Raw genomic sequence first — 26,450 nt, 5'->3', positions numbered from 1 at the left:
TGAATAAAGCAAGTCCTACGGTTTCAGCGGAGAAAGTGTTATACGTTTCGTTGCCGCATCATATTTTACTTCTTGTTTCAAGCTCTCACTGACGAACCGAAGCGGAACCATCGTATTTCCATCGATAATTTTAGGAGCGGTTTCCAATGTCGCTTTATTTCCGCCTATGCTCGCTTCCTTACTATCGATAACGAGGACAACAGTTATGTCGTTCAAGGTTAAGGTTACCTTTTGCTCTGATTGTCCCCAGACTACTGTCGCTCCCAAAGCCTCTCCGATGAAACGGAAGGGAACCATCGTCGTATCGCCATCAAGAACAGGAGCAACCTCCAGCTTTTGGTCTTTACCTTTAACGTTGGCGCTTTGATTCCCTATTTGCAAAATAATCGCCTGGGACTCGTCTTTCTTATTAACACTGACTGCCGATTGATCTGCTGTCGGTTGATCTATTTCCGGTTGACCTAGTACTTGGCCCGCTGCTAATTTGCCTGGCGTTGGTTTTTGATGAACCGAATCGGCACCCTTCACTTCCATCTCCCGGGTTGCCGGATCTAATCCATTCTGAGGATAGAAATACTTGACGCTTTCCCCCTTAGCAAAATCGCATACGTCCGGTTTGCTGTCGTTACATTGCTTGGAAGCTGCTTTTCCGTTAAAACGGATGAAAGAGTACCGGTCTGTATCCTTATTACCGCCAGGCCCTACAATTGCCAAATATCGTTGTCCCGTATAGGCAAATCCGTTGTGAAAACTATACACAATATCGTCGTCGGTCAATTGTGTGCCATACATAGCATTAAATTTGTCCAACGTCTTATTCACAATCACATCTTTTGGCACATAAATCCAGACGACTTTAATACTGTGAGGCTGAATATACATCTTAGACTTAGTTTTGCCATCTGAGCCCACTATTTTCTTGTCTCGATCCGTAATGTCGATCTTATCAAATTTAGAGGTCTCCCAAGGTTTCTCAGCCACTTGATAGTAGTAATAAATCTTTTGTTGGCTCAAGTCGATCGGCTGATCCGTATTATTATACAGCTGAATATATCGGTAAAGCTCTCCGGTTTCACCTTTATCGTCTGCCGATTGACTGACAAGTTCCGTAATCAGCAAGTCACCCGGTGCAACTGCGGCACTAACAGACGGTGTAGCCACAAAACTTAACAAGGAAAATAGCAACGTTAACAACATGCCGGAAATTAGAGCAAAACGCCCTCTAACAAATACCATACAAATTCCCCCTTAATGAATTATCTCCGCAGCAAGCTGCGGGGAATTGGACCCTTAGAAATTAAAACATGAGTTGCCATCTACTGAACGAATACGATGAATCGGCACATTGCCTCGCCCTGATGCAAATTTAGCATGCCCCGACTATACAATGATTCGTTCTACGAACCAATAAAGGGCAATGATTAATGTGCAAGCTGATGCAGCATTGAAAAAATATTTGTATTCCTTCCTGCTCCGATACTTAAGAAGCAGAGGAAGTACGATGCCAACTACGGCCAATTGCCCCAGTTCAATTCCCACATTGAATGAAATGAGCGAGACCGCCGAATACGTCCGATCAAACCCGATCTGGCTGATCGATGAAGCGAAACCGAGACCATGAATCAATCCGAAGCCGAAGGTGAGCAGCCACCGCCATTTCGACGTTTTGACAAAAAAGTTCTCTATCGCCACATAGGCAATTGTCAACGCAATTCCCGATTCCACCCATTTGGGATACAAAGGTATATACCCAAGCGCCGCCAAGGTTAAAGTGATGCTGTGCGCAATCGTAAATGCGGTAACAATCTTCAATACGTTGGAAAAACGCTGTGAGATGATGATGAGAGAAAACAGAAACAACAAATGGTCATAGCCTGTAATAATATGTTCCAGCCCGAGGTTGACGTACATTAATATAATCGAAAGGATGTCCATGACCTCACCAAGCTTTCTTCAAAAGTTTCACAGAAAATCAATCGCTCCCTGTACTTGGCGCCAGCTTTTTCAACGGGACAAGAGTAATGCGTTTCGTTGCCGCCTCGTACATCACATATTGATTCAGGCTCTCGCCTACAAAGCGAAGAGGAACCATCGTATTTCCATCGATAATCTTAGGGGCGTTTTCCAGACTGATCTTTTTCCCGTCGACATCCGCTTCCTCATTATTAATAAAGAGAATGACTGATTTGTTATTCAAGGCTAAAGTCACCTTCTGCTTTGCTTGGTCCCAACCTACTGTCGCTCCCAAAGCCTCGCCGATGAAACGGAAAGGAACCATCGTTGTATTGCCGTCAAGCACCGGAGCAACCTCCAGCTTCTGCTCTTTTCCTTTGAAGTGAGCGGTTCGAATCCCTAATTGCAAGATAAGCGGTTCGGATACTTCGTTCCTGAAGGTAACCGCCTCCGGCTGACCTGGTACCTGACCCGACCGTAATTTGCCTGGCGTAGGTCTGCGGTTGAACGATTCGGGATCCCTTCGCTCCATTTCCCGGCTTTCCGGATTCAAGCCATTGTCCGGGTAATAATAGATCACACTTTGGCCTTTATAGAAGTCACACATGTTCGTGCCTTCCACATCGCTGCAATTTTTGACGTCCCTGTTATCCCCGTTGTAGCGAACGAAAGAATACCTGTCCTTATCTTTATCCCCACCCGGACCGACAATCGCTATGTAGCGTTGACTCACGTAGGAAAATCCTTTATGAAAAGCGTAAACAACATCGTCGTCGGTCAATTGGGAGTCGTACAGCGTATTTAATTCACTCACCACCTTGTTTACGCTTTCATCTTTAGGGACATAGATCCAGACGATTTTGGTGCTGTGAGGCTGGATGAACATCTTGGGCTTGACTTGGCCGTCTAAGCCCATCACGTTTTGATCCCGGTCCGTAATGTCAACCTTATCTATCTTACTGTTGCTCCATGGCTTATCTTTTACCTCGTAGTAATAGTAAATTTTTTGCTTGGACAAGTCGATCGGCTTATCGGTATTGTTATACAGCTCGATATATCGATAAAGCTCTCCGTTTTCACCTTTATCGTCCGCCGAACGAATGACCATCTCCGTGATCAACAAATCGCCTGTCGTCACCGCAGCTTTAACAGAAGGTGCTGCCACAAATAGGCCAACAAAAACTAGCAAACCAAATAAAATGACGTTGATATTCGAAATTTGTCTCCTGATGTACACCAAAAAATTAACCTCCCAGCTGATTTGAATTATCGATTCCCACTGGCTAAACAACCTTTTGACTAATTCCAAAAAAGAAAAACCGCTCCTAACAACGGCAATATCATGTTGCATAAAACAACCATCCTGCGGTACCAGCCAAAATGGTTCAACGGTATAAGCAATGTGCAGAGGATGTAGACCATACCGGACAACCCCAGGAAAATTCCAACGGTATATGTGAGTAAAGAAATGACCCGTATTTCGTTTTGGATTCCTGTCTCAAGCACCATCTGATATGTCACCCACCCATGCAGGAACCCGAGAAGGACGGTGACGGTTTTCCCCATATCCCGCTCCGGTCTCCACAGGTTTCGAATGGCCAGACACACTAGCGCGCTAACGGCAAGCCACGACAACCACTCATTCAATAGCACGATGCCGGACCGAAATGCCATAATATATCCGAGCATGTTAGCTACAGAGAACGCAGCAACCGCTCTCAGCGGTCCCTTCACCCCCTTTGATCCGAATACAAGGCCATACGCGAGCAACCAAATGGGGACACTGGTTACCGCATATTGAACTCCAAGCAGCAGGTACGCTTTAAGCATGGAAGCCTGAATTTGCGGATTTCCCTTCGATGAATAAAACAGTGTGTTCTGATCCTTGCTAACAACCTGATGTCCAACCAGCTTTCCGTCTTTATATAGCTGAACATAGTTTTGATGGAACGGATCCACATCGTTTATGATTACGTCATACTCAAGTGTGAGATCATTCATATTCGCTTCAGAAGTATACTGGAATAGGAAGCGTACAAGCGGATCTTCTGTCTCTGCCTGTATAATGGGCTCTAGAGTGCGCAGCTCGAACTGCATCGGCACTCCGTTATTCAACAATCGAAAATGCTGCTGCATATAAGATGAAATTTGTTCCTTCTGAAGCTGAAGCTCGTCGCCAGTAATTTTCTTGTTATGATCCATGTCATACTGCAGTAAAATGGGAAAGGGCAAGAGCAGTTCGACATCTGCCGCCTGTTCAGACATCCGGACATAGGTGTATCCGCTATTCAAATTATGTGCCCAGGCAGTAGATGCAGGGACAAGTATCAACAACAGTGTAAAAACCAGCAAAAGGTTTTTCATATTGTTCATTTCTCCGTAATGACATTCACGTTTTTACCGTTGGAAGTAATCAATATGTTGCCATTCGTCCCAGTCACAACCGTTTTGATGTTCTGTTTATCAAACCGCTGAACCAGCTTCGTGTTGTCGAAGAGGTTGTTGCTGACCACAGCGACCTTTGGAGAAACTAACGGTATAAAATCAGGAGATGATGATGTCCTCCAACCATGATGCGGAACATGCATAACATCGGCTTTCAGCCTAGCACCGTACTTTTTGACGAGTTCCGTTTCCTTACTTTTATAAATATCCGCTGTGAAAAGAAATGTATTTTCTTTGTAGGTCATCCTAATTACTAAGGAATTGTTATTAACTTCTGCGTCGTCGTTTAAATTTTCTATCACATTTGGTAATGCGCCTTTCTGCGGGCTCAGCACTTCAAACTTCAGGTCCCCAAGCTGAAAGGTGTCCCCCTCCTCCAGAAACTCATAAGGAATGTTCTTTTCCTGAAATATATTCATCACCTTTGAATAGGCTACCCATTGCGGCGCAGGAAGGTTTTCCATGTAAACCTTTTTAATGTCTTTATACAGTGCGACATCACCAAAACCACCGATATGATCCGGATGCGGATGGGTGTTGATGGCCATATCAATCGTGTTAATTCCAAGCTTATCCAAGTAATCTACAACCTGCGAACCTGTATTCATCAACCCTGAATCGATCATCGCCGTTTTACCGTCAGGCGTCTGAATCACAATGGCATCCCCTGCAGCCACATCGGCGCTCAAATGCAAGTAACGTACAGTGAGCAGACCTTTGTACTTATCACTATCGAATACTTCCTTCAATCCAGGCGAACTACCGGTTCCTGCGGGTTCTGCTGCTGCCGCAAAGACCTGGGTGTTTGTTTTTATCTCAGTACATGCAGCTGCAACAAGCAGCGAGGCGATCAAAAAAACGGTCAAAAATTTAAAAGCTGTTTTTCCTGACACCATGTTCATCAACATATTCACATCCTAGTGAGATTTCTTGGTATTTTTACATTAGCGCTTATTTGACGTTTCTATAACGGCCATACGCTAGTCTATATACTTTCAAAAAAATATTTTCTGTTTTACACTGAACGATGTTCCTTTCATTGAAATGGATAATTGCTTCAAACATTCCACCTGCCTTTACTATTTTAGTAAGACAATAGCAGGAATTAGCCGGTATAGGATATTGACACTTTATTGGTTTGTTATCGAATCATTGCATTTCAAAAAAATGATAACTTTTTAAATAACGGCATATTTTGCTTAACTACAAATGAGCCTTCCAATATTCTATTCAAGCATGGCACAGTCAATTGACAACTAAAGGAATTAGAAAGTACCAAACTTATTAACCTCAGAGTGAGTTTGGAGCTTCTCTGCACAGAAAAAAAACGCCGACTATCCGGTTGAGGATAATTGGCGTTTTTTCTATTCTGAAATAAATATTAGCCTTAAGGTTGTCTATGTGATATTTCCATCATTCTCACGTGTGTTTCCTTAGAAAAGAATACCACTGGTTGACACCCGCACCCTTCGATGTTATGTTGATGTTGATAGGCATTCCGCAATAATGCGGGATGCCTTCCTGTATTTTTAAATTACTTTTACATTTAATGTTAGTTATAGATGAGGAGGCAGATGCTTATACTAGTCTAATCAGCAGAAACGGGATTTTTTTGTAATATTTTTCGAAAATAACACTTAAAGGATGATAATCAATATGATACAAGTCAAGGAATTTGTGGACTCAGATACGTCTTTAGCTGAGAAAAAAGCTAATGTTTTCTTAGCAGAGCTGCAGGACGAGCAAGTCATCAATATATCTTACGGATCGATGACAAAACCAACACCATCAGGTATGAATGCCCAAAGAAGTACGATTCTGGTTACGTATAAGACCCTCAGTAAGGTCAATGATAGCAGTGAATGATGTAGACAGAAGATACAGGATATTTTTTAAATCGCTTTCTATCGTATCTTCAATTCTAATTGTGATGGGTTCGATTGGTTATATCTTGTATATGCTCTTCAAATAAATCCTGTATGGAGGTCTTTATGAAATTATTACTGTTTGGCCAAATAATCCTCGTTAGTAGTGGAATATTCAACAAACCGTAGTAAACTACTTACTGGATAAGCTGTCTTGGGGACGCCTGATAAAATAAACAAGCAACTTTCGCCAATGGCGTTAGTTGCTTGTTTATTTTTAGTATTCAAAATGTTCAAAATGTCCCTCTACAGAACAGCCAGATTAGCTATAAATCACCGCAGTTGTTGTAAATAATTTCCTCAAGCTTAACCTTAATTTCCCCGGAAGGGATCTTAAGCTGATAGGTTTCATTAATTTTTGCCATCAACAGCTGAAAGCCGATAGGAGATAAGAACGATATCTTGTTACTATTGGGGTCTGCTTGATGAGGAAAAACGATGGTATATGATTCTGTGTAACCGTCTTCCAAATAAACAATTTTCATTCGACTGCCGATAAGAACGGTAGAATTCAAGTTTTCTTGGGTAAACACACCCAGTATTCTTTCAAGTGTTACCGAATAAACCGATAGCAGCAGCTCGATTTTACCTCTTTCTTTAGCTGAGTTCGGGAAATAGTGATCCAAGAAATCCTTTTTCTGCTCATCAAAATAAACAAGCTGATTGATCAGCTGCGTCCGTGATCCCTGTAACACAATACTATGGCTCATAGTAGACTTCCCCTCCTCTGCGAAGCGGCTCCATTACGAAATAGAATACGAGCTTGTTCATGTATGCTCCTCCTTGTATAGAAATATAGGCCTCCCAAATAGGGGGGCCATAGAGCTATCTTACCAAATATTCAGGGTATATCCAATAAAGTAATTTTTTTTATTCATAGGGCCCGTACAATAAGTGGCCCAGCAGCTACTGGAGCACTTAGACTTAACCGCGCTTGAGCTGCTGCAATCCTTGCTAACGGCACTCGAAATGGTGAACAGCTTACATAATCCAGTCCCACCTGTTGGCAAAAGAAGATCGATTCCTTGTCGCCGCCATGCTCGCCGCAAATTCCTGTTTTTAATGTAGGATGCACACCCCGTCCCTGTGTGACAGCCCATTCGATAAGCTGTCCCACTCCCTCGGTATCGAGCACCTGAAATGGATTTTTGGGCAAAATCTTGTGATCTACATAGTGAGCGAGAAACTTACCTTCAGCATCGTCCCGGCTGTAACCGAAGGTCATCTGAGTCAAGTCATTGGTGCCGAAGGAGAAGAAATCGGCATGCTTAGCGATAGCTGCTGCAGTCAGAGCAGCGCGTGGAACCTCGATCATCGTGCCCACTTTATATTCAAGGCTCTGTGTTCCCAGCACAACCTTGGCCGCTTGATCTACCAGTTCACGCATGCGCTGCAATTCATTAGCATGACCAACAAGAGGGATCATAATCTCCGGGATCACGGTTATTCCTTTGCCAAGGCAAGCTAACACTGCACGAAAAATAGCAATCGCCTGCATCTCGTATATTTCCGGGAATACGATCCCAAGGCGGCAGCCACGGGTTCCCAGCATCGGATTCATCTCTTGAAGATTCCGTACCTTTCTTATTAATACATCTGTTTTTCTCCATTCATCCTCTGCTTCTGCAGTTAAATGACTACCTGCTCTCAGCTTTTCCTGATGCAGCAGCAGCTCCTCCAGCTTTGGCAAAAATTCATGCAGCGGTGGATCAAGCAGCCTGATTGTGACCGGCAATCCGTCCATGGCTTCAAAAATCCCTTCAAAATCACTTTGCTGCATAGGCAGAAGCTGGTCTAATGCCGATTTGCGGCTCTCCGTGCTATCCGCAAGAATCATAGCCTGCACGACAGGAAGCCTGTGCGGTGACATAAACATATGCTCCGTGCGGCATAATCCGATTCCTTCGGCCCCGAATTCTCTTGCTTTGGCCGCATCCTCCGGTGTATCCGCATTGGTCCGCACCTTCATAGATCGGACCTCGTCCGCCCACTTCAATAGTTCCAGCAGCTCCTCGCTCATCTCCGGCTCCTTCAATGCAACAACTCCAGCGATTACCCGTCCTGTAGCTCCATCCAGAGTAATCCAATCACCTTCATTGAAGGTACGTCCAGCCGCCTCAAACTGGCGCGACTCTAAATCTATGTGAACCTCTTCACATCCGCACACACAAGGCTTGCCCATTCCTCGGGCTACTACCGCTGCATGGCTGGTCATACCGCCACGGCTTGTGAGGACTCCTTCCGCCGCTATGACTCCATGAATATCTTCCGGCGTTGTCTCCATGCTTACCAGCACGGAACGTTTGCCGGAACGGCTCCACTCCTCAGCGGTATCCGCATCGAATACAACCTGCCCCATGGCAGCGCCTGGCGAGGCAGGAAGACCGGTAGCAACGACATCCAGATGCTCTCCATCTTCAATAGCTCTATGCAGCAGCTGGTCCAAGTGCTCCATCTCTATTCTTTGCAAAGCTTCTTCCTTTGTAATAATCCCTTCTCTTACTAAGTCGACAGCCAGCTTGACAGCAGCCTGTGCCGTACGTTTTCCATTGCGGGTTTGGAGAATGAACAGCTCCCCTTTTTCCACCGTAAACTCAATGTCCTGCATATCCTTATAATGGCCTTCAAGTCTTGAAGCGATTTGGGATAGACTGGCGTGAATAGGAGGCATTTCGGACTTAAGCATCGCTATAGGAAAAGGGGTACGCACACCGGCAACTACATCCTCCCCCTGGGCATTCGTTAAGTATTCGCCATATAGCAAATTTTCCCCAGTCGAGGGATTGCGCGTAAACAAAACACCTGTACCGCTCTCTTCACCCATATTTCCAAAAACCATGGATTGAATATTAACCGCTGTTCCCTGTTCATCCGGAATCGAATAAAGGTCACGATAAATGATAGCTCTTTGATTATTCCAGGAACGGAACACTGCCTCTACAGCAAGCTGCAATTGCGCATATACATCTTGTGGGAATTCCTTATTAGCCTTCGACCTGATTATGGCTTTATATTGGTTGATTAATTCAAGCCAAGCTTCAGCAGGAACCTCTTTATCGGTTTGAATTCCATTTCTCTCCTTCAATTGATGGAGCAGTCTTTCAAAGTAAATTCCCTCTATGTCAAAAACCACATTAGCGAACATTTGAATAAGCCGCCGGTAGCAGTCGTAAGCGAAGCGTTTATTACCTGTATGCTGGGCTAACGCTTGAACGGTCACATCATTTAACCCAAGATTCAATATCGTATCCATCATCCCAGGCATCGAGCTTACAGAACCAGAGCGGACCGATACGAGCAAGGGGTCGCTGCTTCCTCCAAATTGTTGTCCTTTTCTTTGTTCCACCTGCTTTAAAGCAGCGCGAATTTCCTCGAACAACCCTTCCGGCAGCTTGCCCCCATTTGCATAATACTCCCGGCAAGCATCCGTACTCACTGTAAATCCTGGAGGCACAGGCAATCCGTTGTTCGTCATTTCGGCCAGATTGGCTCCCTTTCCTCCAAGCAGCTTCTTCATACCTGCATGGCCTTCTTGAAAGTGAAGCACTCTTTTAACATTCATGGTTGAATTCCTCCTGAGTATCCATTGTGGTATTAGCTCCGGTGCAGCTGTTTTTCTTACAAATGCTGTAGTAGGTAGTCACTTTTTCCGTATCTTGAGTCGCAATAATATCCCCGCAATGCTTGCAAATAATGACGCCCAGTTCCAGCTGCTGCTTGCTTCCGATTAGCTTCATAAGATTCATAAGATACCCGCCCCTTTAGCAATTTTGTTGGCCACCATAGCTGCAACATCGATCACACGACACGAGTAGGCCCACTCGTTGTCATACCATGCCAGCACCTTCATTTGATCTTTCGTTACCATTAAAGAAGGCCCATCGATAACTGCTGAATATTCACTCCCTATAAAGTCGGAAGAGACCAACGGAGTATCCACCATTCCTACAAATTTACTCATTTCACCTGCTGCTGCCTGTTGTAAAACTTGCACGGCCTCCTCGTATGAAACGCTTCTGCCGAGCTGCACCGTTAAATCCACTAACGAGACGTCAGGGGTTGGCACCCGGATGGAAATCCCTTGAATAACCGGAGCCAAATGCGGCAGCACACCGGCTAAAGCTCGGCCAACACCCGTTGAGGTAGGGATTATCGACTGTGTGCAGGCCCTCGCTCTACGCAAATCTTTATGCGGGTTATCCATATGATTCTGATCACTTGTGAAAGAATGGACCGTTGTCATCCAGCCGTTCTTCACAGTAAAGGCTCTGTCCAAAATATACAGCAGAGGAGCTACGCAATTGGTAGTACACGACGCGGCAGACAATATCCGGTGCTGCTCGGGATGATAGCTGCTGTCATTAACCCCCATCACAATAGTTAAGTCAGCTTGCTTGGCCGGAGCTGTAATAATCACTTTTTCGGCCCCTGCCGTTAGATGTTTACCCGCTCCCTCGCGATCCGTGAACTTCCCTGTTGCATCGATGGCAATATCAACGCCTAGCTTTCTCCATGGAATCAGAGAAGGATCTCTTTCATTTACCATGTCAATGACATTCTCATTAATATGCAGCTTTCCATTTCTAACCGTTATATTGGCATCCCATTGACCATGTATGGTGTCATATTTCAATAAATGTGCCACCGTTTCAACAGGGTATGAACAGTTGATTGCTGAGACTGCAACTCCGCTTCTTTGCTCTGAAAATGCCTTTCTAACAAGCAGCCTGCCGATTCTCCCCATCCCGCTAATGCCAATTTTGTTGTTCAAATGTATCACAACCACCTTTAAAATTTATGATATATAATACATACCATATAATTATATATGATGCAATAATTAATTTGAACCCTCATCATTATGACACACTTTATTTTAAACATGACACTAATATGCTACACTCTCTAGCTATGTCGCTTTTCAGCATGTTATAATCGGATCGAAGCCTTTTCGATGAAGAAACAATCCATCCTTGAAATTTCGGAGGTACGACGTTTTGAACAAAGTTACGGGAGCCATCGACGGTCAAACCAGATGCAAGCACTATCATAGCGAATTGGACATCATAGCGATTAAATTCAAGTGCTGTGACACCTACTATGGATGCTATTATTGCCACGAGGAAACAGTTAACCATGAAGCTATGGTATGGCCCAAGCTAGAATGGCACACCAAAGCTATCCTTTGTGGAAGCTGTCATACGGAGTTATCTATAAATCAATATTTAAATAGCAGTTATGTATGCCCTTCATGCAACAGCCCATTTAACCCCGGCTGCAGCAACCACAACCATTTGTATTTTGCGTCAGCCTCTGAATAGCAAAAAAACGAAACTCCCCCTGCCACTAGCTACTAGCAGCATTTTCTCTCCTGGCTGTATGCCAACAGATTGTTGAAACCTGGGATTGTAGTTGAAATTATTGGTTTTCCTCACAATGTTTATAGAATGCGGCTGCTGATTTTTCAAACTGAGAATCATTATCAATTATAAAATTCACATTTCACACTGTACATGTCGGATTATATCCGTTTCAGTCACTTAATTTATCTATAGTGCCGAAATTGATTTTGAAAAAGCGGAGCAAAAAAAAGAAGCCGCAGTATGTACGACCTCCTTCACATCTGTTTTATTCCGTTTTACTCTTATCAAACAAACAAGAGCTATTAAAAGCACGGCGGTTTCAGCCATACTCCTAATAGCCCTCTAAATTAACGATTTAACGATCTTGCTCAGACATCTTATTTCCACGGCAGAAGCTTTCGCTCCAGCCACTGCAAGCCACGGTTAAAAAGAAGCCCTAATAAAGACAAAATCAGAACACCAACCATAAGCTTTGTAGTGATCATAAGATTCCCGTAATGGAGAATCATCGAACCAACACCTTTTTGAGCGGCGATCATTTCCGCTGCTACCAGCAGAAGCAGGGAAGTTCCAGCAGCAAGCTTAAGACCGGCAAAAATCATCGGCAGAGCTCCAGGAAGTATAACCTTCCGAATCACGCTTAAATGACTGGAACCGAACGTAACCGCGGCTTTGATCCAAATCGGATCCACGTTCTTCACTCCGGAGAACGTATTTATCACGACTGGAAAGAACACACCCAAGGCAATCATAGTAAATTTAGGCGTTTCTCCAATGCCAAGCCAAAGAATAATCAAAGGCAGCAGCGCGATTTTCGGAATCGGATAAATCGAATACACGACGGGAGATAATATAGCGTCCACCCAACGTGAAAATCCTAGTATGAGCCCGAAAACAATACCGCAACCAGCACCTATAGCGTATCCAATGGCAATCCGGTATAAGCTCGCCAGTATGTTTTCATGAAGCTCCCCGCTTGATAGCATATCCCATCCGGCCACCAATATTAAGGACGGGGCTGGTAAAAACAACGGCGGGACTATCTCAAACCGGCAGACCAGTTCCCACAAAATGAGAATTCCGACAATCCCGATAACGGAAGCATAACCCGGAATCTTTTGCTCCAAGAAGGACACGCGGTTACGGATAATATGCCGCTGCTCTCGTCCTTGCGCCGAGGCTTGGGCGAGAGTCTCATTGGTTTCTCTTGGTGTTTGACTCATGGCCTATCCCTCCTTCAGCGCTTCTTGTGCATCATGCCGGATAAGCTGCCATATCTCATCGGCATAGCGTTCAAAAGCAGCACGATGCTGCTCTTGATCCCTTCCCATCCTCGGCAGATCAATTTGAATGACTTCTTTGATTTGTCCTGGATGGCGGGAAAGTACAATGACCCGATCAGCCAAATAAACGGCCTCCTGGATATTGTGGGTGACATATAACGTACTCAGTCGGGTACGATCCCAAATGGAAAGCAGCTCCTCCTGCATCAGCGTCCGTGTCTGCGCATCTAACGCAGAGAACGGCTCATCCATCAGCAGCAGATCAGGCTCGACAGCAAGAGCCCTGGCAATGCCTGCCCGTTGGCGCATTCCGCCTGACAGCTGTTTCGGATAAGCCGATTCAAACCCTGTGAGGCCTACAAGATCGATGAAGTGCTGACCTTTTTCCCGCTGCTCCTGCTTGCTTGCTCCCTGCTCTTCCAGACCGAATACAACATTTTCATAAACCGTGCGCCAAGGAAAGAGTGCAATTTCTTGGAACACAATGCCAAGCCGAGGTTCTTTACCTGAAGTTAAGCCCTCAAAGTACACCTCACCGCTGGATGGGGATAGAAGACCACCTACGATATTCAAAAGCGTAGATTTTCCACAGCCGCTGGGACCGACCAGTACAACAAACTCTTGCTCTTCGATTGTAAAGTTAATGTTTTGAAGAGCAGTGACTTCACGTTTCTTCGTATCAACAAACCGTTTCTCTACGTTGTTTATAACGATTTTCATGATCTTATTTCCCCAGCTTCTGTAATGCTTCTTCCAATAATACGGTATTCACGATTCCCGCAGGATCAATCGCTTTATCAATCAGCTTCTCTTTGGCATACCAATCTGCTTGTGTTTTGATATCAGTAGCTAAGAGCTTACCATCCCGGTCCATATAAGGAAGCCCTTGCTTCACATTCTCTTCAGGTTGATCGGTATATTTGGAGACAATTTTTACAACCTCATCATAGTTAGCGCCAGGTACGATTTTGCCATCCTTTTGGACCAGCACCGCGTCATAGTAATAACGTGTAGCCTTAGCATAAGCCTTCAGAAAACGTACAGCTGCATCCTTATTGCCTGCAAGCTTAGGTGAGAAGAACAAGCCGGATGTTTGATACTCAATCTCATCCCCAACCTGTGCTACAACCTTGCCATAGCCCTCTTTCACCACAGCTGTGATGTTCGGTTCATTAAGCATAACCGCATCAACCTGCTTGCTCTTGAGAGACTCCATCAATCCTTTAATGCTGTTCAAAGGCACCAGCTCGACATCTTTAAGCGTTAAACCGTGCTTCTCTAGCAATCTTCCCACCATATAGTGATAGGTAGAGCCGGTTTGTGTAATCCCGATCTTCTTCCCTTTTAGTTCATTGATAGCTTTAATTGCCGAATCTTTAGGGACCATCAAGGCCGTCGACGAGTAGCCCTTCTGCTCTCTTCCTTTATCAGCCACGATAACAAGCTTCTGACCTCCTGCTACCATGTTATACAAGCTTGCAGTAATTCCAGTGGCTCCTACATCTACACTTCCGCCTGCTGTAGCGACTGCAATAGGCTGCGCCGCGTCAAACCATTTGGCCTTAGCTTCAATGTTCTCTTCCTTGAAAAAACCTTTTTCAATACCAATAAATAAGGGTGCGGAGCTGGCTAGCTTAAGCATGCCGATATCCACCGAAAGCGCTTCAGCTTTTGCTGGTGCTGCTGTATTCTCCGGTGCTGCTGCTTCTTTTTTTCCACAGCCTGCCAGAGCGGTCGTCACCAGTAGTACCGCGGTTAATGCGAGAAGTGATGCTTTTTTCATTTTCTGTATACCCTCCAGTTTTTCTTAGTAGAATTAAATCCTATATAGATTCGACACACTAATTAGAATTTCCTGCGAAATTTCTAATTTTTATTGAACATTGTTTAAATATACACTATCAATTATTCATTTAAAACTAATGATTCCATTTTAATATATTAACATTTTTTTCCTGTAAAATTTTTGTCATAACCATTATTTGTCCCGTATGATAGCTGTAATGTACAGTAACATGGTACAGCAATTCCATCATTTGACGAGTGGAAGATGCAATCCCAGCTCCTTGAGAATAATATACATTCACATCACGGCTAAGATCATCCTCGGAAAGAGCGGCCATCACCTCACGTGTCTTCTCCCTAACAGCATACAAATGCTCAGAAAGCTCCTTGCAAGTGTATCCGCCTTCCGCCAGAAATTCAGCTGAGCGCTCCCGCATATAAGGATAACCGCCAATACTGTTTGCAATATTGTGATACTCGTTTCCTGCCAGATGAAGGCATAGGTTGCCGATGCTATTAGTTCCCTCCCGCAGCTTCTTCCATAGAAGCTCATCGGGAATCCGTGTTAAAGCCAGTTGAATTTTCTCCAGTTCTTTGTCTAGTAAATTCAAAGTCATTGGAATGAACATTAATATTTCCTCCTTGATTGCTCTCTTGTCCTGCCGTTATTTCCAAACCACTTTATTATGTTTGCCTAGTAGTAGGAATCAGCCATATTACTCCTTCATTAATAGGTTGCCCCAAAAACTGGATAACATGATTTCATCACAATAGTATCCACTGAGCGACTACATCACTTACAAGTACGTACTTCCCGCATGGACATAGTCCTAAAATATAGCATTTTTTTAAAGTAAAGTATACTTCCTCTGTTCAATGCCATTATTCTAAAAATGATAAAGGCCACACAAGAAAGAGCAGAGAGAATGATCTCTCTGCTCTTTTTTGTATCATACGCTTAGTTCATGAACTCAACGAATTGCAGCAGTCGTTTCAGCATTACCGCAGCCTCCGCGCGGCTTGCATGCTCCTTAGGCATAAATGCGTCAGCTGACATGCCGTTAATAATACCGGCATTCACAGACTGTGCTACGGCGCTAGACGCCCAGCTGCTGATATTCTTGTTATCGGAGAAGACCGATAGTCCTTTGACATCAGCATCTGCTTTCTTACCTGCCAGCCCTATCGCACGGCTGACCATCACAGCCATTTGCTCGCGAGTGATATTAGCGCTTGGACGGAAGGAGCCATCCTCGAAGCCAGTAACCAGACCCGCTTTGGAAGCAGTACTTACAGAACCCGCGTACCAATCATTAGCTGACACGTCGGAGTATGGTACATTATTACTTTCATTTAAACCCAGGGCACGAATGAGAAGAGTAGCAAACTCAGCGCGTGTAATTGGGTTTTGTGGTGCAAAGCTTGTTGCTGTTGTTCCATCCACTACCAGCTTGGAGGCCAGCAGGTCAATATCGCTCTTAGCCCAGTGACCGCTCAAATCGGCAAACGTTTTGCTCGACTCTACGATGGTGTAAATACTGTTTCCTGGACGCTTAATTGTAACGTCGGTAATACCGCCATTCACCTTGAAAATAGCCGGTACGAAAACTAATTTGCCGGTTGCAGGGTTATAAAGAACAGCCGTTACCTTCTTCGAATCAAACGTGTTTGGAATAGACAGGGTACGTTCCACATAAGTACTGCCAAAATCATTAATGGATACAGATTTGCCATTAGCTTCAGCCGTAATATTGAAATCAACCCCACTATTAAGCAGCTTCAATCCGTTTTCTCTGGCCTTGGATTCGATTCCTGAAGCAGTTGCTCCTGTAACCTTTTCCACAGTTACAATAATCTTCACATCTTTTACATCGGCGCCTAATTCTTTTGCCCATTTCTTCACATCGATCAGCTTCACAGGCAAGCTGTAGGAAATATTATCTAATTTAATGAACAATACAACTGCTGGAGCTTTACCTTGGGCATCCGATATGGAGGAAGCAGGAAGCTCGACTTTTACTACGGCTTCCGTTGTTTTCACATCAATAGCGATCTTCTGGTCAGCATTGCCACCTGACAGCAGACTATCCAACGCCTTAGCTATGGCTGCCGGGTCCACTATAGCTCTCGCTACTGTTGTTCCATCCGCCATTTTCTCGCTCACTGACGTTACGTGAATGCTGGATTCCCCCGTAGGAACAGTAGCTTCACCCGGTACTGATGGTGCAGGTGAAGATGAAGAGCCTAAAGACCTGTGTTCTTCATAACTTATTCTTGCACTTGCTTCCTTGGATGCAGCTGCCTCACCAGCAGCATTCACAACTGTAACTACATAATAGTACAAGTTGCGGGGTAAGCCTATATCCGCATAGCTTGTTGAAGTAAGCTTATCAGCAACCAGCTCGTATGGACCGCCGCTAGTCAAGCTGCGCTTCACACTGTAAGCTACAGCACCTGTCACCGCGTTCCACGAAAGGTTCACCTGTCTCATAACAGGTGTTGCGGTAACGGTAGGCGCAGATAAGACCGGTTTTGAATCTTCATTATCTACTTTTGCGCTTGCCTCATTAGATGTAGCGCCTTTTCCTGCGGCATTCACCGCTGTTACCACATAATAGTAAGTCATACCGGGGGTTAACCCAGTGTCCGCATAGCCTGCAGCTGTAAGTTTTTCTGCTACAAGTTCGTACGGGCCGCTGCTAGTCAAGCTGCGTTTCACGTTGTAGTACACAGCACCTGTAACTGTGGTCCAGGTAAGGTTCACCTGCCTCGAACCTGCTGCTGCGGTAACGGTAGGCGCAGACATGACTGGCAAAGTGTTTTCTGCACCTGCTTGCGTCGAAACCTTTCCAGGCACATCCATAGTTGCATCCATCGAGATGAATAGAGCAGGATTCCAGGTTACATCGCTCAAAGCACGGTTGCTTGCCGTAATACTAACCTCTGCTCCATTCAAAATAGATCCTTTGTCCGTAAATTTAGTGCCGCCTGACACTTGAATCAGAGCTGATGCAGATGTTCCAGGGTCTTGGACAAAATAATTATTTTGCGCGTAAATTTGCGATTCAACTCCAACCCCTATCGAGTACAGGGACGGATAGTTTGGATGATTGACCGATCCTTCATAGAAATTGTTGTAAAGATGAACCTGACCGTAACGAACACGAGGCGCGCGTTGGCCTATATTTTGATAGTAATTATGATGGAATGTAATTCTTTCCTTGCCGGTATCGCCTGTAAAGCTATCACTTCCGCCAACAAGAGTTGTTTTATCATGATCATGAAAGTAATTGAAGGATACCGTGACCAAATCGGAAGCATTCGTTATATCCATAGTTCCATCATGCTGTTGATACTTCCGTCCGAAATACGTGTGGCTGTGATCATCCGGATGGCTGCCATCACTAAACGTGTTATGATCGATCCAAATATGTGTGCTGCCTTTAATCGTAATATTGTCAAATGCTGAGTTCCAATTGCCTGTTTCTCCGTCTGTCGGATCCCACTGCGGGAAATAATCGAAGGCGTTTTGGAAATCAATATTCCGAATAATAACGTTATCCACGTTCTGAACCATCAGATTACCACCCAAAATCTTGGCATTCGAGCCAGGCAATCCAACAATCGTCGTGTTAGGGCCGACATTGATTTTGATCTTGTTGCCTTGATTCGTCTCCGATGCAGCGCGAGCCGTTTCAAGCGGGCCCGAAGGCACCGATGTTCTTCCCCAAACAGCCGGATCGTACGCTGCCAGGTAAGCATCTAGATCATAGGCCGGATCCTTGTAATAATCCATGCCTACCGGATTGTCATTATCATCCACATTCATATCCATAGTGCCCTTAATGTAGATAATCTTTGGAGTGGCATTCGTAGCGTTGGTACCGTTATTTCCGCCTAATGCTTTAATCAGCTCGCTGCGCTTAGTTACCGTATAAATATTGGCAGGATCAGCCGCTGCTCCGCCTTTCGTTCCCGTTGTAAAGGAAGCCCAGCCGTCATTAACCGCAAGAACCTCTTTACCTATATCCGTTACGGATGTATCCACTACGTTGATTGTTAAAGGTACTGAAGCAGCGCCGAATTCAAACACCAGCGACTGTGTCCCTACTTGCAGCCCTGCAAGGTAGGCCTTATTAATTGTAACTACATTACCGCTAACCGTATAATCGGATGCACTCAGTACGGTCTGGTTATTTTTAATACTACTAAAAGCCTTTCCATTAGCTTGCAAGGTAACTTGAATATCATCCTGTTTTGCTGCATTCTTGTCGAATGTTGAATATGTAACGGATACTGTCGGCATATAATTGATCTTTGGCATAATGACAGGAATTGAAGGATCCCAGTCGCCAAAAATATTAGAAATTGTTTGGCTTGCTTCTAATCCTGTCAGTTGTTTAGCAATTTGCCGTGAGGCAGGATCTGCCCCTGTTCCATAGCTATTGTACTCGTTAAAAGAGTAAGAAAGGCATGTTCCCGCACAAGCAGCAAGCCAGCCGGCATTAAGGAATTTCTTGGAGTCGATTAACGTATTAATAAAGCTTACTTTTGCATTATCCTTCCACGGACGTCCCAAATCGTAAATGCCTTGAGCTGAAGCACCATCAACTACTTGGGAATTCAGGAATACATACCCGGCATCTGTTGTATTTTTTTGTGCTGCTGCCGTGATATGTCCTCCACCGCCCGTATGGCTTACGAGAACCATTTTCACATTATCAAATACTACAGCAGGAGCTTCTCCGAAAATGAAGTCGACATCTCCCTGAATAATGCTGTTATGGAAATAATGACGACCTTTCCCAGCAGCATTCAATCCGGTATACAACGTATCCTGATAGCCTATCAATTTGACCGATTCGAATGTCGCCATATCGCTTTTTAGAGACAGTGCTACGGCCTGTGCCACAGCAGAACGCGGACCCGCGCTGTTTTCGATCGTCAAATTGGAAGCTGTAAAATAATCCGCATTGACTTCAACGGTCTGGCTAAGGAAGGTGTTACCGGTATGTCCCGGTTGACCTGTGGTTGCCGCTGTTCCAGCATAATCTCCATATACGATTTTAGTCTGATCCATCCCTGCGCCGACCAGACTGACGTATGGACGAGTGACAACCAGCTTCTCCGTATACGTTCCTGGAGTGATATAAATGATTGTTCTTTCGGTATTGGTTGTCGGAATGCTGTTCACAGCGCTTTGAATGGTTTTGAACGCTGACGGATCGGCTGTCGCACTGGCATCAACCGTAAGCACTTTAGCCGGAAGCACCACGATCTCATCGGATTGCTGACTTTCTCCACTCGCATTCACGGCTGAAATCACGTAATAATAAGTCGTTCCGTTGACAACACTCTTATCCTCATAGGAGGCTACGGTGCTTGAAGCCACTAGATCATATGAACCACCACTTGTGGTCGCTCTTTTCACCTTGTATTGGGTTGCGCCGGATACCGCGCCCCAAGTAAGTTTTACACTGCCCATCTCTACAGTTGCTTGTAAGTCTGTCGGCTGAGCAGGAGCACCTGTCACAGGAACATACGGCTTAGCCATCAGCTGATTAGAAATCATGCTTTCCTGTAGAGCTATCTGTTCTGGATTATTTACGGTTACCTGAGAAGTATTAATAGCGGTTATGACATAATAGTAAATTGTTCCGTTAACTACATCGGTATCTGTGTAGCTAGTACCATTAACTGATTTAACTTCTGTATAAGGCCCGCCGTTCGCAGTACTTCTTTTTACACTGTACTTTGAAGTCTTGGCAACCGGAGACCAGCTCAGAGCAACACTGCTGTTCCCAGCTGCCGCGCTCAACAAAGTTGGTGCTCCTACCGGCGCAGCTGAGGCTACCTTTAAAAGTTTAGAGCTCGGACTGTTGCCCCCCATATTCTCGGCCACAACTTGATAGTAATACTCCGTACCGTTAGTGAGACCTTTATCCAAATACGTCGTAGCTCCCAGCTTCTGAGCTACTGTTACAAAAGGACCATTTGGTGTTGTACTTCTATAGAGTGTGTAGGTTGAAGCGACTTCAACTCCATCCCCGTCTTTGCCTTTTTCAGCGCTCCAATTCAGAGTTAGCTGACTGTCTCGGATAGCCGTATCAAAAAATACGGGTGCTGAAGCAGGCGCCTGTACGTTGTTCGGATAGCCAAGAGCTTCATGCGAAAAATCACTTTCCCCACTCGCATTAACACCAGTGACAACATAGTAATAATTCGTCTTATTCACCAATTCAGTATCTATGTAGGTTGGTGAAGTCAGGTTGTCGGCAACAAGAGTGTAAGAGCCTTTGGAAGCTGTGCTGCGATATACGTTGTATGAATCTACTCCGCTTGCTGGGTTCCACTTGAGCTCTACCTTATTGTTGGCACCAGCCGTAGTCAGATTTTGCGGAGTTGCGGCACTTTGCTGGTACACTCTTACGTTATCCACATACATGCTGCCAGTAGACGATCCTGCTGTTCTTGCCTGAATTTTGGAAATGTTGGTGTCTAGTGTACTAAACTTATAGTTTCCTTCGTAAATTCCGTTAAGAAATACATCAGCCGAATTTGTACCTGTATCGGCAACAAATTTCAAACGATACCAGTTAACTGTACCACTGGGATTAATAGGTAAAAAAGTATTGAGATTCGTGACACTAAATGAAAGTACTGTCTTACCCGAGCTATCAAGCAATTCTAATGGATAAGAATCACCAATGACTTTAGGCTGCATGAAATCCAACTCGGCGATCAGACCGTTTTTACCTGATACCGGTGAGAAAGTGTTCGTGTAGCCGCCTCTGCGACTTGCATTTGCATTATCATTGATCCACAATACATTACTTGAATTGCCTATAATCGCTGCTGATTTATTATTTGCCGGTGCAGCTTCAGTCGGCGAGTAATATTTATTCGTCAAATTATTATTGTTAATTACGGTTACGTTATTAATCGCAGCATCCGCTGCTGCAGCAATAGAGGCGAAACCTGATGGGGTGTCCCCTAGCTTGCTGGATTCAAAGTTATCATTAATCAGAAAGGTGCGCGGTTTGCTTGACACTTCGCTGGAGCTAACGCTTTCTCCAATCGAGTTAACAGCAGTTACCACATAATAATAGGTGCTGCCGTTGTTTAAGCCCGTGCTAACAAAGTACGTGCTGCCATCGACCACATTGGCGATTGGATTGTATGGACCGCCTTCTGTATCGCTTTGTTTTACTTTATATGAGGTCGCTCCTGTCACACTGCTCCAGGAAAGGCTCGTCTGCTTGTCGCCTGCCCAAGCAACTAAATTAGTGGGCGCAGCAGGAAGTGACGGCACACTAGGTGTTACTGAAACAGAATTGGAGTTAGCACTCTCGACCGCTGATCCGCTTACAGCCGTAACCACATAATCGTATGCAGTTCCATTAACGGCACTGTTATCTGTAAAGCTTAGCATTGTCACATTCTGCAAAGTTGTGTAAGAGCTGTCTGAAGTCAATTTGCGTTTGACGTTGTAGGAGGTCGCTCCGCTCGCCGCGATCCATTGAAGCTCCACTTTATTGTTACCGCCAGCTGCCGTCAATCCTGTAGGCACAGGTTGAGCGGTAGGTGCGATTGGCGATGCTTTTACTTGGTTGGAGTAAACACTTTCTGTAACCGAGTTAGCGGCAGTAACGACATAGTAGTAGTCCAGCCCGTTCGTTACTGTAGTATCCGAGTAACTTAGTCCCGTTACTGGGCTTGTATTTATGGAAGTGTACAAGCTTCCGCTTGTGGTGCTGCGTTTTACGTTATAATACGTTGCACCCGTTACAGTCTCCCAGCTCAGATCAACTTTATTTGGAGCTACTGTCGGAGCTGAAAGCGTAGGAGCAGAAAGCGCAGGAGCAGTCTGTGGTGTGTACACCTTGAGGTTATCCAAATAAAATTCCATTCGGGCCCCATCGCCTGTATTAATTTCAAGGCCGCCGATATCTGTGAAGGCAACCCCAGAAATAACACTCACGCTTGAAGCCGTATATGTATTGCTGTCATCAGTAACTGTAACGTTATATTTAGAATTGGATACATCGATTTCAAGCTTTATGTGGTACCACTTACCTGTACTGAAAATTAATGGCGGGGAAAAATCAGTAAGCACATTGCTGGCGTTTCGATATTGAAGCTTATTTCCGGCTGCCGTTTCAATAGAAATTGGCCTAGCATTGTTGCTGCTGTTTGCAACCCGAAACCGGGCGTTAGTATTCGTACCCCCACTGAGAGTGTTGGTCAAAAAGTCATATTCCATATTAACCTTTGCCCCGCTAGACACGGTTTGAGGAGTAAAGGTTGTCAGGGCACTAATGCTTCCTTTGCTCGCCGAAACATTATCATATAGATGGAGCGCATTGCTCCCATTTAGGGTAGAGACATTAGCATTAAGGTCCGATACCGCTGTTGTATTTATCAGATTCTCCAGAATGGTAGTTGTGAATTTGAAATCCTTTACCGTTATATTGCTGGAGGTCGTTGCTGTACCTGTCCCAGCCGTACCTAAACTGCTCAATACATTCCCCGAAGTCCAAGATTCAAAATTATCAGAGTACGGCAAAGTCGCCGCCGCTTGCACCGTACCGCTGTACAGCGGCACTGAAGACAGTATTAGAACCGCTGTCATCAAGCTACTTATCCATCTCTTCATTCGTATCATTTGCTTCATACGCTGCATGTTCCTCCTTTATTTGTTTATCTTACAAAGCCTGCCCCAATGTTTAAGCCGCTTTTCCTCCTCTTCATATCCCGCTCCTGAACTGGGCCTGGCTGCATTTCCATTATGGGCCCCAAGTCCGCACCTAGCTATAATCATCTCACTTGAAGATAGGTGATTACTCGCATCCGCCCAGCTTTCATTGGCAATCAGCTTGTTTTAACCTACAAACGCGAATAACCCCCTAGGGAATGATTCCCTGAGGGGGTTATTAACACCATTATAAACCTCACTAAATTCATTTGTTAAATTTAGCATATTCGCATTTCATCTCTTCAATGATTTGAGACACATCGTTCCTATCTCGCTCAGCTTGAGGAATTGAATATCCAAGGCTAAACTTATGACTTGGGGCCGTTATTCCAGATCACCTTTTCCCCGTAATCCTTACCCCAGCTGTACATCATTTTTAAGATAGGCATTAAGCTTTCACCATAGTTTGTCAATGAATATTCCACCCGTGGAGGAACCTCAGCGTACACTTTACGAGTCACCAATTGATCCTCTTCCAACTCACGAAGCTGGTTAGTTAACATTTTTTGAGTGATGGAAGGAATTAATTTCTTCAGCTCGCTGAACCGTTTAGTCCCCTCTAGCCCAAGATGCCAAAGAATAATAAGCTTCCACTTCCCTCCAATGACTGCAAGAGTTAATTCCTTCTCGCAATTAATTTCCATAAGGTTAATCCGTTCCTTTAACTCATTTGCCATACATATTTCACTCCTTTTATCAAGAAAAAGTCTTATATAACCTCCGAACCGAATTAACCAAGCCAGGCTCAATAGTATCTTACAAGTAACTACACCACTTACAAGTGCGTACTTCCCAAATAGAAAGTTTAGTCCTAGAATAAGGCTTGTTCAGAAAAAATACAACTGCTTGTTATAAAGGAGAGCTAATCATGGAACTTCAGCTAGCATTGGATCTGGTGGACATTCCTCAAGCCAAGGTACTCGTTAAGGAAGTAGAAGCTTATATAGATATCGTCGAAATCGGCACACCTGTTGTCATCAATGAAGGCCTTCGGGCTGTAAAAGAAATCAAAGAAGCTTTTCCTCATTTAAAAGTTCTGGCCGATCTCAAAATTATGGATGCGGGCGGCTATGAGGTTATGAAGGCATCTGAAGCCGGTGCTGATATTATTACCGTACTGGGTGTTTCCGATAACAAAACGATCCAAGGCGCTGTAGAAGAAGCTAGAAAACAAAACCGTAAAATCATGGTTGATATGATTAATGTAAAAGATATTGAAGGTAGAGCGAGAGAAATCGATACATTTGGGGTTGATTATATTTGTGTCCACTCCGGGTACGACCATCAGGCTGACGGAAAAAATTCCTTCGAAGAGCTTGCAGCGATTAAACGGGTCGTCAAACATGCAAAAACCGCTATTGCCGGCGGTATCAAGCTAGATACATTGCCAGAGGTTATCCAAGCAAATCCTGATCTTGTTATTGTTGGCGGCGGCATTACCGGGCATGAAAATCGTACATTCGCAGCTGCCGCCATGCAAACCTTAATTAAACAAGGCGTATAATCATGCAGATTACTCAATATACGAATGAGGTAATAAAAGAGCTTAATCGTGCCGCATCCTTAATCTCTGAGGAAACAGCCCAGAGCTTAGTTGACCGCATCATGAAAGCAGAGAAAATTTTCGTTGCCGGAGCCGGTAGATCCGGACTGATGATGCGGGCCTTTGCCATGCGGATGATGCATATGGGGTTACAGGTTTATGTTGTAGGTGAATCGGTGACACCGGGTTTAGCCGAAGCGGATCTGTTGATCATTGGCTCCGGTTCAGGGGAAACGAAAAGCTTACTCTCTATGGCGTCTAAAGCTAAGAGCTTAGGAGCTGGCGTAGCTATCGCGACGGTTAATCCTGAATCATCCATTGGACTATTAGCGGATATCGTCATTCAAATTCCCGCCTTATCCAAAGACACCTCAGATGGTGGACTTACAAGCATTCAGCCTATGGGCTCTTTGTTTGAACAAAGTCTTCTGCTGCTGTTCGATTCTATCATTCTTCAAATGATGGATAAGCTAAATTTGGACTCCTCAGCCATGTTCGGAAAGCATGCAAACCTGGAATAAATTAGAAAAACGCAGTCTTCGCTGAATTAGCGATGGCTGCGTTTTTAAGTGAGCCATTAATTCGCTATGAGCTCTCAAGCACGGGTTTGGGTTTTGACCGCTAACAAATACAGGTTTTCTTCTTGTTTCCCTGTTTCCCTAACGCTTCTACCTTGTGAATATAATCAGTCGCTAGCGGCACTTTGCATGCTGTATTACCAACATCCACTCGAACCGCACCTATCTGTTCCGCTGTTTCTACGGCTTCCTTGGCCAAGGCTTCCACGTAAGAACCCACAGCAATGACAAAACCGTTCATCGTATACCGGACACGGTTTCTTTCCGAGTGAATGGATTGCTCAACTTTATTCAAGAGACCGCGGATTTCTTGTAAATCCAGCTGCTCATCCGGCGTAATTGAAATAAAATTCGCATAGACGCTCCAACCACAGGCAGCAATCATCTCTTCAGAAGCTCCAATCCATTTCAGTGCCAGCTCGCGGGCATACGCGCTTTCAGCTGTAACTCCTGCTACCGTGTATTCGGAAAGCATATACCAATAGGCTTTTTCAACCCACTCCTGCAGCCGTTCTTTGGTCATTGTCTTCGGGTTTACAGTAAGTCCTGCCAAGTACATAGCATCGTGATTACCTGAGTCGTACAGCGTCAAAGCTAAGTCCTGATTTTTCTTTACCTCTTTGACAAGTTTCTTCAAATCCCCGACCTTCACGCCAAAAACAGGCTCTCTAACTCCGTGACGGAAAAACGTTTTCTTCGTTTGTTCCGTACCCATTGCTTCCAATTGCAGCATAACCTCTTCGAATGTCATTCATGTCATCCTCTTAACCGAGTATCTATAATCAACCAATAAATTAGCCGATTTCTCATATTTATCATG

At 44.6% G+C, this 26,450-nt stretch carries 20 protein-coding genes and 2 pseudogenes; 4 read left to right on the top strand and 18 right to left on the bottom strand.

The window, feature by feature from the left end; translation table 11 throughout:
• Positions 1-15: 15 nt before the first annotated feature.
• The 5 genes from GC093_RS24795 to GC093_RS24775 form a co-directional block, all read right to left on the bottom strand.
• On the bottom strand, positions 16-1,236 hold the full coding sequence (locus tag GC093_RS24795) for a stalk domain-containing protein (RefSeq protein WP_171654596.1): 1,221 nt from the start codon (positions 1,234-1,236) through the stop codon (positions 16-18).
• A 144-nt stretch (positions 1,237-1,380) separates the two neighbouring features.
• On the bottom strand, positions 1,381-1,911 hold the full coding sequence (locus GC093_RS24790) for a HupE/UreJ family protein (protein WP_171654595.1): 531 nt from the start codon (positions 1,909-1,911) through the stop codon (positions 1,381-1,383).
• Between the two features lie 61 nt (positions 1,912-1,972).
• A complete protein-coding gene (locus GC093_RS36685; RefSeq protein ID WP_171654594.1) occupies positions 1,973-3,190 on the bottom strand; it encodes a stalk domain-containing protein in 1,218 nt (405 codons plus the stop codon).
• Positions 3,191-3,252: 62 nt separating this feature from the next.
• On the bottom strand, positions 3,253-4,317 hold the full coding sequence (locus GC093_RS24780) for a DUF6702 family protein (RefSeq protein ID WP_171654593.1): 1,065 nt from the start codon (positions 4,315-4,317) through the stop codon (positions 3,253-3,255).
• Positions 4,318-4,322: 5 nt separating this feature from the next.
• Entirely contained in the window at positions 4,323-5,300 is a 978-nt protein-coding gene (locus GC093_RS24775) for a ComEC/Rec2 family competence protein (RefSeq protein ID WP_171654592.1), read from the bottom strand.
• Positions 5,301-6,054: 754 nt separating this feature from the next.
• Here GC093_RS24775 and GC093_RS24770 point away from each other — a divergent pair.
• Positions 6,055-6,264 (top strand): hypothetical protein, encoded by a 210-nt coding sequence (locus tag GC093_RS24770; protein ID WP_171654591.1) that lies wholly within the window; start codon positions 6,055-6,057, stop codon positions 6,262-6,264.
• Positions 6,265-6,589: 325 nt separating this feature from the next.
• Here GC093_RS24770 and GC093_RS24765 read toward each other — a convergent pair whose 3' ends face one another.
• The 4 genes from GC093_RS24765 to gap all read right to left on the bottom strand — a co-directional run bounded on the left by GC093_RS24765 (position 6,590) and on the right by gap (position 11,100).
• Positions 6,590-7,033: a GreA/GreB family elongation factor gene (locus GC093_RS24765; RefSeq protein WP_171654590.1), complete on the bottom strand. Its 444-nt coding sequence runs from the start codon at positions 7,031-7,033 to the stop codon at positions 6,590-6,592.
• A gap of 164 nt (positions 7,034-7,197) precedes the next feature.
• A complete protein-coding gene (ppdK, locus tag GC093_RS24760) occupies positions 7,198-9,885 on the bottom strand; it encodes a pyruvate, phosphate dikinase (protein ID WP_171654589.1) in 2,688 nt (895 codons plus the stop codon).
• Positions 9,875-10,069, bottom strand: a complete 195-nt coding sequence (locus GC093_RS24755; RefSeq protein ID WP_171654588.1) for a GapA-binding peptide SR1P — start codon at positions 10,067-10,069, stop codon at positions 9,875-9,877. Before GC093_RS24755 ends, ppdK begins: the two co-directional genes overlap by 11 nt.
• Positions 10,066-11,100 carry a type I glyceraldehyde-3-phosphate dehydrogenase gene (gene gap, locus GC093_RS24750; RefSeq protein WP_376768678.1) on the bottom strand — a complete coding sequence of 345 codons (1,035 nt, stop codon included), beginning with the start codon at positions 11,098-11,100 and terminating at the stop codon, positions 10,066-10,068. Before gap ends, GC093_RS24755 begins: the two co-directional genes overlap by 4 nt.
• A 196-nt stretch (positions 11,101-11,296) precedes the next feature.
• On the opposite strand from gap, the gene GC093_RS24745 reads away from it, so the two are divergent.
• Positions 11,297-11,644 carry a CHY zinc finger protein gene (locus GC093_RS24745; RefSeq protein WP_312886604.1) on the top strand — a complete coding sequence of 116 codons (348 nt, stop codon included), beginning with the start codon at positions 11,297-11,299 and terminating at the stop codon, positions 11,642-11,644.
• Positions 11,645-12,063: 419 nt separating this feature from the next.
• Here the strand turns inward: GC093_RS24745 and GC093_RS24740 are convergent, their stop codons facing one another.
• The 8 genes and pseudogenes from GC093_RS24740 to GC093_RS24715 all read right to left on the bottom strand — a co-directional run bounded on the left by GC093_RS24740 (position 12,064) and on the right by GC093_RS24715 (position 24,186).
• Positions 12,064-12,909: an ABC transporter permease gene (locus GC093_RS24740; protein WP_171654585.1), complete on the bottom strand. Its 846-nt coding sequence runs from the start codon at positions 12,907-12,909 to the stop codon at positions 12,064-12,066.
• 3 nt (positions 12,910-12,912) lie between these two features.
• Entirely contained in the window at positions 12,913-13,689 is a 777-nt protein-coding gene (locus GC093_RS24735; protein WP_171654584.1) for an ABC transporter ATP-binding protein, read from the bottom strand.
• A gap of 4 nt (positions 13,690-13,693) precedes the next feature.
• Positions 13,694-14,752: an ABC transporter substrate-binding protein gene (locus GC093_RS24730; RefSeq protein WP_171654583.1), complete on the bottom strand. Its 1,059-nt coding sequence runs from the start codon at positions 14,750-14,752 to the stop codon at positions 13,694-13,696.
• A 136-nt stretch (positions 14,753-14,888) separates the two neighbouring features.
• Entirely contained in the window at positions 14,889-15,383 is a 495-nt protein-coding gene (locus GC093_RS24725; RefSeq protein ID WP_171654582.1) for a DinB family protein, read from the bottom strand.
• 329 nt (positions 15,384-15,712) lie between these two features.
• Positions 15,713-16,906: an S-layer homology domain-containing protein gene (locus tag GC093_RS36985; protein WP_376768677.1), complete on the bottom strand. Its 1,194-nt coding sequence runs from the start codon at positions 16,904-16,906 to the stop codon at positions 15,713-15,715.
• A 672-nt stretch (positions 16,907-17,578) separates the two neighbouring features.
• Positions 17,579-18,850 (bottom strand): annotated as a pseudogene (locus GC093_RS36980) (pectate lyase family protein); the annotation flags it as partial.
• Positions 18,836-20,239 (bottom strand): annotated as a pseudogene (locus tag GC093_RS36975) (pectinesterase family protein); the annotation flags it as partial. The pseudogenes GC093_RS36980 and GC093_RS36975, both read right to left, overlap by 15 nt.
• A gap of 3,578 nt (positions 20,240-23,817) precedes the next feature.
• Positions 23,818-24,186 (bottom strand): winged helix-turn-helix transcriptional regulator, encoded by a 369-nt coding sequence (locus GC093_RS24715; RefSeq protein ID WP_171654580.1) that lies wholly within the window; start codon positions 24,184-24,186, stop codon positions 23,818-23,820.
• A 191-nt stretch (positions 24,187-24,377) separates the two neighbouring features.
• Between GC093_RS24715 and hxlA the strand changes: the two genes are divergently transcribed.
• Positions 24,378-25,013 (top strand): 3-hexulose-6-phosphate synthase, encoded by a 636-nt coding sequence (hxlA, locus tag GC093_RS24710; protein ID WP_171654579.1) that lies wholly within the window; start codon positions 24,378-24,380, stop codon positions 25,011-25,013.
• 2 nt (positions 25,014-25,015) lie between these two features.
• Positions 25,016-25,573 carry a 6-phospho-3-hexuloisomerase gene (hxlB, locus tag GC093_RS24705; protein WP_171654578.1) on the top strand — a complete coding sequence of 186 codons (558 nt, stop codon included), beginning with the start codon at positions 25,016-25,018 and terminating at the stop codon, positions 25,571-25,573.
• Positions 25,574-25,673: 100 nt separating this feature from the next.
• Here the strand turns inward: hxlB and GC093_RS24700 are convergent, their stop codons facing one another.
• The gene (locus tag GC093_RS24700) at positions 25,674-26,381 is read right to left on the bottom strand and encodes a DNA alkylation repair protein (RefSeq protein WP_171654577.1); all 708 of its coding nucleotides are present in this window, start codon (positions 26,379-26,381) and stop codon (positions 25,674-25,676) included.
• Positions 26,382-26,450: the final 69 nt, after the last annotated feature.

Origin of the sequence: Paenibacillus foliorum, from assembly GCF_013141765.1 — a bacterium.
Classification (GTDB): Bacteria; Bacillota; Bacilli; order Paenibacillales; family NBRC-103111; genus Paenibacillus_S; species Paenibacillus_S foliorum.
This window is presented reverse-complemented; position numbering and strand designations above follow the sequence as displayed.